Annotated in this window: 12 protein-coding genes; 5 read left to right on the top strand and 7 right to left on the bottom strand. The window is 61.5% G+C overall.

The features are described 5' to 3' along the window. Positions 1-20: 20 nt before the first annotated feature. From kdpC to AB3X86_RS35780, 7 genes are all read right to left on the bottom strand, one after another. The gene (gene kdpC / locus AB3X86_RS35810) at positions 21-602 is read right to left on the bottom strand and encodes a potassium-transporting ATPase subunit KdpC (protein ID WP_368599602.1); all 582 of its coding nucleotides are present in this window, start codon (positions 600-602) and stop codon (positions 21-23) included. A gap of 78 nt (positions 603-680) precedes the next feature. Next, entirely contained in the window at positions 681-2759 is a 2079-nt protein-coding gene (gene kdpB / locus AB3X86_RS35805) for a potassium-transporting ATPase subunit KdpB (protein WP_368599615.1), read from the bottom strand. An 85-nt stretch (positions 2760-2844) separates the two neighbouring features. Further along, positions 2845-4653 (bottom strand): potassium-transporting ATPase subunit KdpA, encoded by a 1809-nt coding sequence (gene kdpA / locus AB3X86_RS35800; protein WP_368599614.1) that lies wholly within the window; start codon positions 4651-4653, stop codon positions 2845-2847. Then, positions 4650-4745 (bottom strand): K(+)-transporting ATPase subunit F, encoded by a 96-nt coding sequence (gene kdpF / locus AB3X86_RS35795; protein WP_309766957.1) that lies wholly within the window; start codon positions 4743-4745, stop codon positions 4650-4652. The genes kdpA (AB3X86_RS35800) and kdpF (AB3X86_RS35795) overlap by 4 nt, the downstream gene beginning before the upstream one ends. Before the next feature lie 450 nt (positions 4746-5195). Then, the gene (kdpA, locus tag AB3X86_RS35790; protein ID WP_368599601.1) at positions 5196-7004 is read right to left on the bottom strand and encodes a potassium-transporting ATPase subunit KdpA; all 1809 of its coding nucleotides are present in this window, start codon (positions 7002-7004) and stop codon (positions 5196-5198) included. A 141-nt stretch (positions 7005-7145) separates the two neighbouring features. Then, positions 7146-7553, bottom strand: coding sequence for a hypothetical protein (locus AB3X86_RS35785; RefSeq protein ID WP_368599600.1), 408 nt, complete (start codon positions 7551-7553; stop codon positions 7146-7148). An 11-nt stretch (positions 7554-7564) separates the two neighbouring features. Then, positions 7565-8203 (bottom strand): GNAT family N-acetyltransferase, encoded by a 639-nt coding sequence (locus AB3X86_RS35780; protein WP_368599599.1) that lies wholly within the window; start codon positions 8201-8203, stop codon positions 7565-7567. Between the two features lie 329 nt (positions 8204-8532). Between AB3X86_RS35780 and kdpF (AB3X86_RS35775) the strand changes: the two genes are divergently transcribed. The 5 genes from kdpF (AB3X86_RS35775) to AB3X86_RS35755 are packed head-to-tail and all read left to right on the top strand — an operon-like array spanning position 8533 to position 14761. Continuing rightward, the gene (gene kdpF, locus AB3X86_RS35775) at positions 8533-8643 is read left to right on the top strand and encodes a K(+)-transporting ATPase subunit F (RefSeq protein ID WP_368599598.1); all 111 of its coding nucleotides are present in this window, start codon (positions 8533-8535) and stop codon (positions 8641-8643) included. A 51-nt stretch (positions 8644-8694) separates the two neighbouring features. Beyond that, a complete protein-coding gene (gene kdpA / locus AB3X86_RS35770) occupies positions 8695-10497 on the top strand; it encodes a potassium-transporting ATPase subunit KdpA (RefSeq protein WP_368599597.1) in 1803 nt (600 codons plus the stop codon). Positions 10498-10544: 47 nt separating this feature from the next. After that, positions 10545-12710 (top strand): potassium-transporting ATPase subunit KdpB, encoded by a 2166-nt coding sequence (gene kdpB, locus AB3X86_RS35765; RefSeq protein WP_368599596.1) that lies wholly within the window; start codon positions 10545-10547, stop codon positions 12708-12710. A gap of 33 nt (positions 12711-12743) precedes the next feature. Beyond that, entirely contained in the window at positions 12744-13760 is a 1017-nt protein-coding gene (locus AB3X86_RS35760) for a potassium-transporting ATPase subunit C (RefSeq protein WP_368599595.1), read from the top strand. Between the two features lie 56 nt (positions 13761-13816). Continuing rightward, positions 13817-14761 (top strand): PTS sugar transporter subunit IIA, encoded by a 945-nt coding sequence (locus AB3X86_RS35755; RefSeq protein WP_368599594.1) that lies wholly within the window; start codon positions 13817-13819, stop codon positions 14759-14761. Positions 14762-15555: the final 794 nt, after the last annotated feature.

Genomic DNA, 15555 nt, shown 5'->3' with positions numbered 1-15555 from the left:
CGCTGTCGGCCAGGGGAAACTCAATGCATCGGCTTGACCTGGTCGAGCGCGAGGTTGAGTTTCAGCACGTTCACGCGACGCTCGCCCAATACGCCAAGTTGCCGCCCCGACGTGTTCTGTGTGATCAGTTCGTTGATCTGCTGCTCAGACAGCCCGCGCGCCTTTGCAACGCGAGCCGCCTGATACGCGGCAGCAGCCGGTGATATATCCGGATCAAGGCCGCTGCCCGATGACGTGACCAGATCGACAGGCACAGGCGCAGTATTCGAGGGATCGGCGTCGTGTAGCGCTGCGAGGCGTCCCTTTACTTCATCGGCGAGCGCCGGGTTGGTGACGCCGAGGTTCGAGCCGCCCGAGTTTTGCGCGTTGTACGGGTTCGGTGTCGTGGCCGACAACCGTCCCCAGAAGTAATAGGGCGCATCGAACTGCTGGCCGATGATTTCGGAGCCGACTGCCTTGCCGTCCTTCTCGATGAGACTGCCGCTGGCCTGATGCGGAAACAGCGCGTGGCCGATCGCCGTTACGACCAGCGGATAGACGATGCCCGTGATCACCGTCAGGATCACAAAGAGAACCAGCACGGGGCGCAATGAATTCTTCATGGTCGTGTACTCAACCGTTCTTTCCATTCAGCCAGATCACGATGCGGGGTGTCAGACAGTCACAGTATTCCGGACGCGTCAGACCCACCCAAATGCGGCCAGCACCATGTCGATCAGCTTGATGAACGGGAAGGGCAGGATAATGCCTCCCAGCCCATAGATCAGCAGATTGCGCCGCAGCAGCGCCGCGGCACCCAGCGCACGATATCTGACGCCCTTGAGCGCAAGCGGGATCAGGAACACAATGATCAGCGCATTGAAAATTACCGCCGACAGGATCGCCGACGACGGGGACGTAAGACGCATGACATCCAGTACGCGCAGTTGCGGGTAGGTCGAAGCGAACGCGGCCGGAATGATCGCAAAGTACTTCGCGACGTCATTGGCGATCGAGAACGTCGTCAGCGATCCGCGCGTCATCAGCATCTGTTTGCCGATCTCGACGATTTCGATCAGCTTGGTCGGATTGGAGTCGAGGTCGACCATGTTGCCGGCTTCCTTGGCTGCCTGGGTGCCGGAGTTCATCGCCACTGCGACATCGGCCTGCGCAAGCGCGGGGGCATCGTTGGTGCCGTCACCGGTCATCGCAACGAGCCGTCCCTCGCCCTGGTGCTCCCGGATCATCCTCAGCTTGGCCTCGGGCGTCGCTTCGGCGAGGAAGTCGTCGACGCCGGCTTCAGCTGCAATCGCCGCAGCCGTCAGCCGGTTGTCGCCCGTGATCATCACGGTCTTGATGCCCATCTTGCGCAGTTCCGCAAAACGCTCCTTGATACCGCCCTTGACGATATCCTTCAGTTCGATCACGCCAAGCACGCGTGCCGGACCGCTATCCTGGCTGTCGTGGCCACCTGGCTTGTCGGCCACAACGAGCGGTGTACTGCCGCGCCGTGCGACATCGGTCACCGCGGTGTTGACTTCCGCCGGATAACGGCCACCGTTCGCCTCGACATACTGTTTCACTGCTTCCGATGCGCCCTTGCGGATTTCCCGGTTCGGCAGATCGACTCCGCTCATCCGCGTTTGTGCAGTAAATGCGAGGAACGTCGCGTGCAGCGACGCCATGTCGCGCTCGCGGATATTGAAGCGTTGCTTCGCCAGCACGGAGATGCTACGGCCTTCCGGCGTCTCGTCGGCGAGCGAGGCGAGTTGCGACGCATCGGCGAGATCGTGCTCCGACACGCCGGGTGCCGGTATGAAGGTAGACGCCTGGCGGTTGCCGAGCGTGATCGTGCCGGTCTTGTCGAGCAGCAGGACGTCGACGTCGCCGGCGGCCTCGACCGCACGCCCCGACGTCGCGATCACGTTCGCCTGCATCATCCGGCTCATCCCCGCGACACCAATCGCCGACAGCAAACCGCCAATCGTGGTCGGGATCAGACAGACGAGCAAGGCGACAAGTGCGGTGATCGTCACCACATGACCCGCTTTCGCGGCTTCGACCGAGAACATCGAAAACGGCAGCAGCGTCGCGGTGGCGAACAGCAGCACGAGCGTCAGCGCCACCAGCAGGATCGTCAGCGCGATCTCGTTCGGGGTCTTCTGACGCTTGGCTCCTTCGACCATGGCGATCATGCGGTCGAGAAAAGCTTCGCCGGGGTTGACGGTGACCCGCACCACGATCCAGTCCGACAGGACGCGCGTGCCGCCCGTCACCGATGAAAAGTCGCCGCCAGACTCCCGGATCACGGGCGCCGATTCGCCCGTGATGGCCGACTCGTCGACTGACGCGACCCCCTCGATGACTTCGCCGTCAGCAGGAATCGTGTCTCCGGTCTCGACCAGCACGACATCGTCCTTGCGCAGATCGGTCGATGCCATGACGCGCACGGCCGCTTTCGGATGCGGCTCGTTGAGTTTCTTGGCCATCACGTTGTGCTTCGCACTTCGCAGCGACGCCGCCTGCGCTTTCGAGCGTCCTTCCGCAAGTGCCTCGGCGAAGTTTGCAAACAGCACCGTGAACCACAGCCACAACGTAATGGCGAGGATAAATCCGGCCGGCGCCTCGGCCTGCCCGGCGAGCGCGGCAAACCAGAGGATGGTCGTCAGAATGCTGCCCACATACACGCAGAACATCACGGGATTGCGCAACTGCGTGCGTGGCGTCAGCTTTTTGAACGAATCGACAATCGCAGGTTTCACGAGCGCCGGGTCGAACATCGAGCGCGCGGCGGTACGTGCCTGGCCAAGGTTGTCGGGACGATGGACAGGCGGTTCAATGGAAGTGGTCATGCTTTCCTCGAATTCAGTGACCTGAAATCATCGACAGATGTTCGACGACCGGGCCCAGTGCAAGCGCGGGCACGAAGGTGAGCGCACCGATCAGCAACACGGAGCCGAGCAGCAGCACGACGAACAGCGGTCCATGCGTGGGCAGCGTGCCTTCCGTGGTCGCAATGCGTTTCTTTTCCGCAAGGGACCCGGCAATCGCGAGGACTGCGACTACCGGAACGAATCGGCCCAGCCACATCGCGATAGCCAGCAGCATGTTATAGAACGGTGTATTGACAGAGAGTCCCGCGAACGCACTGCCGTTGTTGTTGGTGGCCGACGTGAACGCGTAGAGGATCTCCGAGAACCCGTGTGCCCCCGGGTTGGCGATGCCGGCAGTGCCGAGCGGAGACAGCACACCGATCGACGTACCGGTCAGCACGATCATCGGCATGACGAGTATCGCGATTGCCACCATCTTCATCTCATAGGATTCGATCTTCTTGCCGATGTATTCGGGCGTTCTCCCGATCATCAGCCCGGCGATGAATACCCCCAGCAGCGCAAAGACGAGCATCCCGTAGAGGCCCGACCCCACGCCGCCGAAAACCACTTCGCCCAGTTGCATCATCAGGAGCGGCACGAAGCCGCCCATGGGCGTCAGTGAGTCGTGCGCGTTGTTGACCGCGCCGCACGATGCGGAGGTGGTGGCAACCGTGAAGATGCCAGAATCGGCGATGCCGAAGCGCGTTTCCTTGCCTTCCATGTTGCCGCCCGGCTGCATCGCAGAAGAGCTTTGATCGACGTGCAACGACGCGAACAGGGGATTACCGGACTGTTCAAAGCTGATTTCGCCCCAGCACGCGATCACGAACGCGATGGTCATTGCGGCGAGTACCGCATAGCCCTGCCGGCTGTCCCCGACCGTTCTGCCAAACACGATGCATAAGGCGGCGCCAATGCCCAGCATCGCCACCATCTGAACAAAATTGGCCAGCGGCGTCGGGTTCTCATAGGGATGAGCGGAATTTGCATTAAAGAATCCGCCACCGTTGGTGCCCAGCATCTTGATGGCTTCCTGCGACGCCAGCGGACCCATGGCAATGGTCTGTTTGTCGGCCTTCACATCCTGCATGACAGGACTGCCCTTCGCGTCCTTGACAGCATTGCCTTGGGAGTCGGTCTTCGGCACCTGGTAGGTCGTGACCTGAACCGTCGGCACATCGACGTACGACCTGAAATTCTGGATCGCCCCCTGGCTGATGAACACCAGCGCTATCACGAATGAAATCGGTATCAGGATGAACAGTGTGGTCCGTGTCAGATCGACCCAGAAATTGCCGATCGTCTTCACGGTGTGACGGGCAAAACCCCGTATCAGCGCAATGGCCACGGCAATACCCGTCGCCGCGGAAAGGAAGTTCTGCACGGTGAGTGCCGCCATCTGGGTGAGGTAGCTGACCGTGGATTCCGGCGTATAGTTTTGCCAGTTCGTATTGGTCGCGAAACTCACTGCGGTGTTGAAAGCGGCGTCCGGCGTCATCGGACCAAAACCCTGCGGGTTGGCCGGCAGCCATTGTTGCAGCCGAAGAAAGCCGTACACGGCGAGCGTGCCAAGCGCATTGAAAATCAGTACCGCGAATGCGTACTCTTTCCACGACATTTCAGCGTTGGGATCAACTCCTGCAAGCCGGTAAAGTAGTTGTTCCACCGGTCGCCCGATCCTGCGTACAACGACCGATGAGCCGTCAAGCACGGCGGTCATGTAACGGCCAAGCGGTATCGCGACCGCGATCAGCACCACGATGAAGAGTGCCAGATAGAGGGTGTTATGGGCGTTCATTCGAGATCCTCCGCACGCAGCAGGGCGTACACGAGGTAGACAAACAACAGAAGCGTCGAAGCAGCGGCGAGCCAGATCATCCATGCGCTCATGGCCGTCCCGATACGCGGCGGCGCAGTCTTTCGCAGCCGTTGGCGAGCGCGAGGCAAAGTCCGCAGAAGACAACGATGCCGGCGATATAGATCACGTCCATCTTCGTTCTCCGTAACTGACCCGGCACAGCCGGAAGGCAACGAGAATTGCCACTGTCAAAACTAGGCGAGGCGAAGTAAAAAATGTGTAAATTCGAAGGAGTGGTCGATCCGAAGTGCTGACAACGGCAATTTTTCCGGTTTCAAACTGCCCCGTGGGGCATGAGTAAGTGAACCGTTTAACGAGCAACTGGCAAACGCAACTAACGCGATTCCAGACGTCGGGCATTGGGCTTTGTGTTATCTCCACCCACGTCGTCGCGCAGCGTCCTCCAGTTAAAGACATGTGAACGGCGCAATTGGACGGTTTCTGTGATTGGATATGGCACGCGCCAGACGCGAATCCCTACGCTAGTGGGTGAGCACCATGCTCAACTGTTCCGCAATGGGTCCCAGCGCGAGCGCTGGCAGGTAAGTCAGTGAGGCAACCATGACGACCGTGCCAACCAGCAGCCCGACGAACAGGCCGGTGTGCGTCGGCAGCGTGCCCGGACCCGCCGCGCGCCGCAGTTTGCCCGCGAGCGACCCGGCAATCGCCAGCACCGGGACGATCACGGCGAACCGGCCGAACCACATCGCGATGGCGAGCATCCAGTTGTAGTACGGGGTATTGGCAGACAGGCCCGCGAACGCGCTACCGTTGTTGTTCGCCGCTGAAGAAAACGCATAGAGAATTTCGCTGAACCCGTGCGCACCGGGATTTGCAATACCCGCGACTCCAGCCGGTACCAGCACGGAAATCGCAGTGCCGACGAGCACAAGCAGCGGCGTCGCGAGAAGCGCCACGGCGACCATCTTCATCTCGAATGCGTCGATTTTCTTGCCGAGATATTCCGGTGCACGCCCGATCATCAGTCCAGCAACGAAGACGGCCAGGATCGCATAGACGACCATGCTGAAGAGACCCGAGCCCGGTCCGCCGAACACGACTTCGCCCGTCTGCATCAGCACCATGGGCACGAGTCCGCCAACCGGCGTAAACGAGTCGTGCATCGCATTGACGGCGCCATCGCCTCCGCTCGTCGTCACGGTAGCGTAAAGCGCCGACGTCACGACGCCGAAACGTTGCTCCTTGCCTTCCATGTTGCCGCCCTGAATGACGGCACTTTGTGTCGCACCGGCTCCCGGCGCGAAAAGGTGCGTGACGCCATGCTGTTCTGCGTGAATCGTAATCGCAGCGGCGACCACGAACATCGCGCTCATCGCGGCAAGCAGCGCCCAGCCTTGCCGCCGGTCGCCGACCACCACACCAAATGTGTAGCACAGCGCGGCCGGAATCAGCAGGATCGCAAGCATCTGCAGAAAGTTGCTGAACGGGGTGGGGTTTTCGTAGGGATGCGCGGAATTTGCGTTGTAGAAGCCGCCGCCATCGCCGCTCAACAGCTTGATCGATTCCTGCGAGGCGACGGGGCCCATCGGCAGCAGTTGTTGTTGCGATGTGATGGACTGCTGCAGCACGTTGCCCGCAGCGTCGTGCATGGGCTGGCCCTGCGCATCCAGTTTGGGCTGCTGCCACGTGACGGCCTGCAACGTGTGAACTTCGCGAGACGCGTCGAAGTTCTGGATCACGCCTTGCCCGATGAAGGCCAGTGCGAACGCGGCCGAAAGCGGCAACAGCACATAGAGCGTGGAGCGGGTCAGATCCACCCACAGATTGCCGACGGTCTGCGCGCCACGCCTCGCGAGCCCCCGCATCAGCGCGAACATCACGGCCATGCCGCTCGCGGCGGAGAGGAAGCTTTGCACGGTAATGCCGAGCATCTGGCTCAGGTAGCTCAATGTTGCTTCACCTGAGTAGCCCTGCCAGCTCGTATTCGTCACGAAGCTCACAGCCGTGTTGAATGCGGAATCCGGGCTCACGGCCGGCAGCGCCTGGGGATTGAACGGTAGCCACTGCTGCACGCGTTGCAGCGCATACAGGAAGAGCAGGCCCACGGCGTTCACGAGAAGCAGCGCAATCGCGTAGGTCTGCCAGCCCATCTCGGCCTGCGGATCGATGCCGGCGGCGCGATAGATCAGCCGCTCGACCGGCCGTCCAAACCGGGAAAGCAACGGTGCTTCGCCGTCGGCCGCGCGCGCCATGTAAAGCCCGAGCGGCTTCACGAGTGCGATCAGGACGGCCAGGAACAGACCAATCTGAAAACCGGCACTTGCAACCATGCTCCCTCCCGCAGCTACCGCAGATCGAAAAGCGGTGTTCCATCTGTATTTCAGCTCGTGAAATGTCAATTCGATGGAAAGACCTCAGTGCGCCGCGTAAAAATCTCGTCAATGCAGGATTGGAGAGCGTTGTTTGTTGAGTCAGGTGGTTCCTGCGAGTTCCGGATTCAGTTCAATGTGCAACACAACGAGCCAGCGTCGGGGACATTTCCCGGCGATCTTCAGCACGTCCCCGTCGTCGGCGCCATGGCGCGGCCCGACATAGCCTTTCGCCACTGCGTTGCACCACGCACGATGCGCATCGGTCCGAAGCCAGTAGCTGACAAGCCCGCACGTCACACAGCTGAAGATCAGCGTGTCCATCATCGTCAGGCCGGGATCGACCTGCTGCGCAACGTACACGAAGGCGGTGGTCAACACCTGATTGGCCGCGACGGTCAGCAGCACGAGCTTGCGCCAGCCGCGCGCACGCATCGCCGTCTTCAGGCGAACGCTGTCCTGCGGATCGTCCGGCCCTCGATTGCCGTCGCGTCGTGGAGGTTCATGCATACGGTTGCACTTCAGGCGGCAAAGCGGACGAAGCGTGCGTCAGGCAGCGCGATCTGATGCGTCCACGCGGCCAGTGTTCGCGCAACCACGGGCGCCTTGCTGAGAATCGCGCTCTCGTAGACCTTTCCGGCGAAATGCACCGCGTCGACAATGCGAAACCTCTGGCGGCGATAGAAGGCGACCAGGTGCGCTGCCGGATATGGTGTGTCGAGGGCGAGTTCCGAGTAGCCGCGCGTCGCGGCCCAGTGTTCGGCGAATGCCAGCAGGGATTTGCCAATGCCGCGGTTGTGCCACGACGGATCGACGGCCAGTTGCCGGATCGTCGCGACGTCGTGCCGATGGTAATGTTCGCAGGCCGATTCGCTGTCGGGTGCATACAGCGTCATGGTGCCGATCACCTTCTCGTCGCTGACCACCACGAAGCAGTCCCCCGCCTGCGCGCGCCGCGCGGTGACGGCCACATCCTGATCCACACAGGTGCAGTTCAGCCCCATCGTGCCGAGACGCGCAAACGCACGATGCAGCATCGTGGTGAGCTGAGCGTACGAGTCGCGCGACGGATCGAAGCGTCTCAGCACCACATCGCGAATACCCCGTTTGATGTGAGCGAGGGGTAGGTGTTTAGCGCCGGTCGTACGTGGCCTCGACATGACATCTCTCCGGATTCTTGTTGCTTGTTCGCAGTCTAGGGTTGGCCCCGCGCATGCCACAAGAAAAAATGTCGTAAAGAGTGTGGCGAGGCGCCACGTCTATCGGTTCGAAATGTTCGCAGCCCCCCGGATTTACACCATTTTTATTTTGGCCGTTCTATACCTGTAGCGAACCCGCCGGGAAAGGCGGGCACACCGTGCGTGACACGGTGAGGATCGGTATTGCAATGAAATTCTGACAAGGAGTCATGCCATGAACCTGCTGGTCTGGCTGCCGCTCATGTTCGGGCTCGGGCTCTTGAGCCTCGTGTTGTGTCTGCTGTTTGTCGATGCGTGCGATCGCATCTGAGGAAACCGTCATGGCCTGGCTTGCTGCTGCGATATCCGCATTGACGTTCGTGTACCTGTTCGTTGCACTGATCCGGCCAGAGTGGTTCTGACCGGCGCACACGACACGCACGACCTTTATTCCGCTTCCGTGGGGGTGGCCCATGTGGACCCTGCCGCTGCTTATTCTCGTCACGGCGATTGCCGTATCGATACCGCTTAGCCGTTACATGACGTGGATCATGGACGGGCACTATCGTGCGCCGCGCTTTTTGCGCTGGTTCGAAGCGAGGCTCGACAGTGGCGCGCAGGACTGGAAGCAGTACACCATTGCGCTGCTGATTTTCAACGTTGCGCTGTTCGTGTTCGGTTTCGTGGTGCTGTCGCTGCAACCGCTGATGCCGCTCAATCCGCTTGGACGCGGTATGCTCGCGCCTTCGACGATCTTCAATACGGTCATCTCGTTCATGACCAACACGAACCTGCAGCACTATTCGGGCGATCAGCATTTCTCGAACTTCAGCCAGATTTTCTTCATCCTGCCGAACATGTTCCTGTCGGCCGCCGTGGGACTGTGCGCACTGACTGCGATCATCCGCGCACTGCGCGGGGAACGTCTATTGGGTAATTTCTTCGTCGACATGTGGCGCGTCGTGGTCTACATGTTCGTGCCGATTGCGCTCGTCGTCGGGACGATCTTCATCCACGAAGGCATGCCGATGACGTACGCGAGCGCCGAGCAGGTGACCACGCTCGAGCCGGCGGCAATGGGCACGGCAGAGAACGGCCAGCCGAAGCAGCAGACGCTGATCGTCGGTCCAGTGGCGGCCGTGATTCCGATCAAGATGCTCGGGACCAACGGCGGCGGCTTTTACGGCATGAACAGTGCCCACCCGTATGAAAACCCAACGGCGCTGTCGAACTTCGTGACGACGCTCGCGATGATGATCTTTCCGTTCTCGCTGGTGCTGATGTACGGACGGATGCTCGCGCGTCTGCGTCACGCGGTCGTGATCTACTGTGTGATGCTGGCCATGATGGTCGGGCTCATCGGCTGGGCGATTTACTGGGACACGTTGCAGCCTAATCCCGCGTTCACCGCGCATGCGGTTGCGCGAACCTACACGCTGGCAGGTACGAACCGGACGCTGACCATACCGCCGGTGGCGGGACTGCCCGTCGAGCAGCATCTCGGCAATCTCGAAGGCAAGGAGTTGCGCTTCGGCACATCGGCAGGAGCGACGTTCGCGGCGATCACGACGGATGTGACCTGCGGCGCGGTCAACGCCGAGCATGACAGCCTGAATCCGCTCGCCGGACTGTCGCCGCTGATCGGCATGTGGCTGAACTGCGTGTTCGGCGGCAAAGGCGTCGGCATGATCAATCTGCTGCTGTTCCTGATCGTCGGCGTTTTCCTCGCCGGGCAGATGGTGGGGCGCACGCCCGAGTATCTCGGGCGCAAGGTCGGCGCGCGCGAAATGAAGCTGGCGATGATCGCGCTGCTCGTGCATCCGATCCTGATTCTAGGTCCGACGGGGCTCTTCTCGGCGACCGACTGGGGCACGAAGGCCGAAGCGAATCCGGGCGCGCATGGTTTCACCGAAATCACCTATCAGTTCTCGTCCGCGTCCGCGAACAACGGCTCGGCGTTTGATGGCCTGTCGACGAACTACGGATTCAATGCCAATCCGAATCCCGCGCCCACCGCCGTGCAGTGGGACACGGCGACCGGTCTCGTCATGCTGTTTTCGCGCTACCTGCCGATCGTCGCGCCGATTGCGATGGCCGCCTTTCTTGGGCGCAAGAAGGTCGCACCTGCCACGCTTGGCACGATGCGCGACAACACCGCGACATTCGGCTTCCTGCTGCTCGGCACGATCGTCATCGTCGGCGCGTTGCTGTTCCTGCCAGCCGCGGCGCTCGGACCGCTTGCCAATCATCTCGGACCGATTCCGTTCGGCGGATAGTGCACGCACGCACGTACGTCACGTCAGCATAAATAGGAACGTTCATCATGAACTCGACCCAAGTTGCGCCCCAGTCGGTGCCACCCATTGCGAGTGGCCCACGGCCGCCTCGCAAGCCGACCGATCAGCTGTTCAACCGCGAACTGCTGGCCATGGCGTTCAGACAATCGCTGATCGCATTGAGGCCGGACATCCAGTGGAAAAACCCGGTGATGTTCGTCGTCGAGATCGGCGCGGTGCTGACTTTTGTTTTCATCCTCGAGATCGCGTTCGGTATCGCGCACAGCGTGGCACCGCTGACCTATTTCATCGCGCTGTTCGCCTGGCTGTTGCTCACCGTCGTGTTCGCGAACTTTGCGACTGCGATTGCCGAGGAGCGCGGCAAGGCACAAGCCGATGCTTTGCGGCGCGCACGGCACGATACGGTGGCCAACCGTCTGCGCGCCGATGGCACGTTTGAAACCGTGTCTTCCATCAAGCTGCAGCGCGGCGATGTCGTCATAGTGCGGGCCGGCGAGGTGATACCAGGCGACGGCGAGGTCATCGAAGGCACGGCCTCCGTCGACGAATCCGCCATCACGGGTGAATCGGCACCGGTGATCCGCGACGCGGGCGGCGACCGCTCGGGTGTGACGGGCGGCACGACCGTGCTGTCCGATGAGATCACGGTGCGGGTGTCGGCCGATCCCGGCGAGACCTTCCTCGACCGGATGATCGCGCTGGTCGAAGGCGCGGTGCGGCAACGCACCCCGAACGAAATCGCTCTGGCGCTCGTGTTGTCGGCCTTCACGCTGATCTTTCTGATCGTCGTCGTGCCGCTGTGGCCGATGGCGCTCAATGCCGAGCAGTACATGACCAGCTACCTGGGTCTGTCGGAGCCGCTGCATAGCCTCGGCACGGATGTCCCCACGCTGGTCGCGCTTCTCGTGTGTCTGATTCCGACGACGATCGGCGCACTGCTCGCGGCGATCGGCATTGCGGGCATGGACCGCGCCTTGCGCGCGAACATCATCGCCAAGAGCGGCAAGGCCGTGGAAGTCGCGGGTGATATCGACACGGTCGTGCTCGACAAGACGGGCACGATCACGATCGGCAATCGCCGCGCGACGGCCTTCATGCCCGTCGGAGCCGCCGACGAAGGTGAGTTGAAGCGGCTCGCCGCGCTGGCATCGTACGGAGATCAAACGCCGGAAGGCAAGAGCATCGTGTCGATCTCTTCGCCGCTTGCGCCATACACAGAGGTTCACGGTACTGACAACGCAGACAACGAACCAAAGGTCATCCCCTTCAGCGCACAGAGCCGCATGAGCGGCATCGACATGCCTGACGGGCGAATGTTGCGCAAGGGCGCGCCCGACGCGATCGTCGCCTGGGTTCGCGAGCGTGGGGGCGAAGTGCCCTATGGCCTCGATGGGATCCTGCGGCAGGCTGGTGAGCAGGGGGCGACGCCGATCGTCGTTGCCAACGGCAATGAGATTGCGGGCGTCGTGCTGCTGGAAGATGTCCTCAAGCCCGGCATTCGTGAGCGCATCCAGCACCTGCGCAAGATGGGCCTGCATACGGTGATGGTGACCGGCGATAACGAATTGACGGCCGCGACGATTGCGCGGCTCGCGGGCGTCGACGAGTTCATCGCCCAGGCCACGCCAGAAGCCAAGCTCGTCTATTTGCGCAAGGAACAGGGCGAAGGCAAGCTCGTCGCGATGATGGGTGACGGGACCAACGATGCGCCGGCGCTCGCTCAGGCCGACGTCGGTCTCGCGATGAACTCGGGCACGCAGGCAGCCAAAGAGGCCGGCAACATGGTCGACCTCGACAGCGATCCGACCAAGCTGATCGAAGTGATCGAGATCGGCAAACAGTTGCTGATGACGCGTGGCGCACTGACCACGTTTTCGATTGCCAACGACGTGGCGAAATACTTCGCGATCGTCCCGGCGCTCTTCGCCGGTACGCTGCCGTGGCTTGCTGCGATGGATGTGATGCATCTGCATTCGCCGACCTCGGCCATCCTGTCGGCGGTGATCTTCAATGCACTGATCATTCCGTTGCTGATTCCTGTGGCGCTGAAGGGCGTGAAGTACCGGGCGCTCGGTGCAGACGCGCTGTTGCGCCGCAATCTGCTGATCTGGGGGCTGGGTGGCGTGATCGTGCCGTTTGTCGGGATCAAGCTGATCGATATTGTGATGGTCGGATTGCGGCTCGTAGCGTGACGTGCGCAGCGATCGGACCGGAAGGGGGACACCATGCTGCGCTATGTTTCGAAGAGTATCTGGCTGCTGGGATTCGCGGTGGTGCTGGTGTGCGGTATCTATCCCGGCATCCTGTGGGTGATCGGCCAAACGGCGTTCCGGTTTCAGGCGAACGGCAGCATCGTGGATGGACCGGACGGCAAGCCGGTTGGCTCGCTACTGATCGCCCAGCCGTTCACGAAGGATGAATATTTCCAGTCGCGGCCATCGGCGGTCTCGTACGATGCATCGGCCTCCGGTTCATCGACGTTGGGTGCCGCGAACTACGCGTTGCGCGACCGGGTTGCGCGCGTGCTCGGTCCGATTGCCCGCTATGCGCAAGGGCCCAAGGCGGGGCAACTTGTCGCGCCCGACGTCGAAGCCTGGTTCCAGGCCGATCACGCGGGTGGCAAGCCGCATATCGTCGCGCAGTGGGCCGACGCGCACAACAGCCTCGCGCAGGCGTGGGTCAACGCGGATCCGTCGCACGCGAAGTATGTGGACGACTGGGCGAAGCGACATGCGCAGGAGGTGAAACAGTGGATCGCGGCGAATCCCGGCACGCCACAACCGAAGGCGCCGGATCTCGCCGTGCCGTTCTTCGTGTCGTTCTCGGGCGAGCATCCGGGGATGTTCCCTTCGGCCGTGACCCGCACGGGCAGCGATGGCAAGAGTGTGACCGCCATCGAACCGGTGAAGGAGGGCACGGACATTCAGGCGATGTTCTTCGATATGTGGCGGCAGGATCATCCCGATGTCGCTCTGCAGGACGTGCCGGGTGATTTCGTCACCACGTCAGGATCGGGACTTGATCCTGACATCACGCTCGCCAATGCGATGTATCAGCTCGATCGCGTCGCGGCAGCGTGGGCGAAGGATACGAAGCGCGATCCTGCCGGGTTACGCGCGGAAATCGGCGCAATGTTGCACGACACTGCGCGCGCGCCGTTTGCAGGGCTGGTTGGCGAGCCTCTTGTCAACGTGCTCGAGATTAATCTCGAGTTGCGCCACCGGTATGGGCCGCCTGCGTAATCGTTGCCAAAACTACCGCATAGAACAGAGACGGGAACGGCAAATCGAGGAACAACATGAAGCACTCTCTTGGAGATCTGAAAGCCCTGTTTGATCTGAGGCACATTGGATCTCATCGCGCTTCCCAGCCGCCTGCTGGCCGCGATGTTGTCATGCGCATCACGCTCGACGCACAGCAAGCGATGCCGTTGCGTCTGGCGTTGATCCGCGACTGCGCCGGCCAGTCGTGGACGATCCGCATGACGCCTCTGCACGGAACGGATCGGGTGCGGCTCATACTCTACCTGCCGAAGTCGGCGTTGAAGGAGGCGATGCAGCGGGTGTCGCATCTGGCGCCGACCGCGGAGATTGCGCAATTGCTGGAAGTGCCGGATACACCCACCGACAGGTGGAGCAAGCTGATGCAACGCCCCGAGTCGCCGCGTGCCGATATTCATGGCAGGCGCAAGGGCGGCTCCCCGGACGAGGATACGATCGCTCATCTGCTGACCGAGAATCATGTATTGCTCAATCTCGCGGTTGCTGATCGTGAATCGCTTTTCGCGCGTCTTGCGCAACTACTCGAGCAACGCTATGGCCTGGAGACAGCGGCCGTGACGGCCGGTCTCGCCGCCCGGGAAGCTTTGGGCTCGACTGCGTTAGGCCAGGGCGTGGCCGTGCCTCATGGCCAGATCAAGGGACTGCAGGGTGCCCTGGTGCTGTATGTACGTCCTGTCAAGCCAATTCCGTTCGATGCGCCGGACGGCGAGCTTGTGACCGACCTGGTTGTGCTGTTCGTGCCGGAATGGGCGAACATGACGCATCTGCACTTACTCGCTGAAGTGGCTGAGCGCTTTTGCGATCAACGATTCCGGGAGCGACTTCGCGCCTGCGCCGGCCCGCACGCCGTATGTCAACTCTTTGCCGATTTCGAGGCACAAGATGCAGCGGAGCGTGGCGGAGCGGGAGCAGCGCGGTTCGATGCGCCGTCAACTGTAGTCAAGATTCGCCCACGGACGTAACGGAGCCGGTTCAAGTAAAAGCAAGTCGCACGAACTTCTCTGGGATGGCTGAACGCAGATCCAGAGCGGCCGATCAGATTTGATCGGTGTCCGGTACGACAGGCGAGGAAGCGCACGACGGCCCACTGCCGAAGCCTTCTCTACGTAAAAAGCAATGCGTGATCCACCGGCCAAGATTTTTCGTCAGATTCTGCTGAAGTTCTGCGGGTGACGTTTGGATCCTGAATCGCCGACGTCGGGTCCACTCTGCGGATCACGGCAGCGATCAGCTCTTCGTGCCTGTGCCGCGCTAGTCACCCGGCCTCGAAGCTCATTACACTCTTCGGCGTTCACGTCTATTTCGCTGACTCCCGGCTCGAATAAGGCTCGGAGGCCGGGCATCAACTGCCAATCTCCACAGTGATTTGCGGACTGCTGTGCCTCGATAGGTAAGGGGCGCTTCGGACCAGTGGCGACGGTGAACTTCTTTTCAAATCGTTGGCTTCCTCAGGAACGGCTAATGCCGGCTGGCATACGCAACGGAACTGAACTACATTGCCCGTGAGGGGATTCGATACCCCCGAACACGTGCTTCGCCGATACCGCAGAGCGTCGGCGCTGCCACTGGCGACGACATCGCCGCGGATTGATCTGCCGGGAGACGCCATGGCCACTTTCAACAGGATGTGGCAGTTGATCTTCGGTAAGCCACTCGACCCGCTGGATCCGCGCACCCGCCATGCGATCGCTGTTACACCCCTGTTAGCCTGGGTAGGCCTCGGTGCGGATGGCCTCTCGTCGTCCTGCTACGGTCC

Origin of the sequence: Paraburkholderia sp. BR14374 (assembly GCF_040948685.1) — a bacterium.
GTDB lineage: Bacteria > Pseudomonadota > Gammaproteobacteria > Burkholderiales > Burkholderiaceae > Paraburkholderia > Paraburkholderia youngii.
The sequence above is the reverse complement of the archived record's forward strand: the minus strand, read 5'-3'. Positions and strand labels throughout refer to the sequence as shown.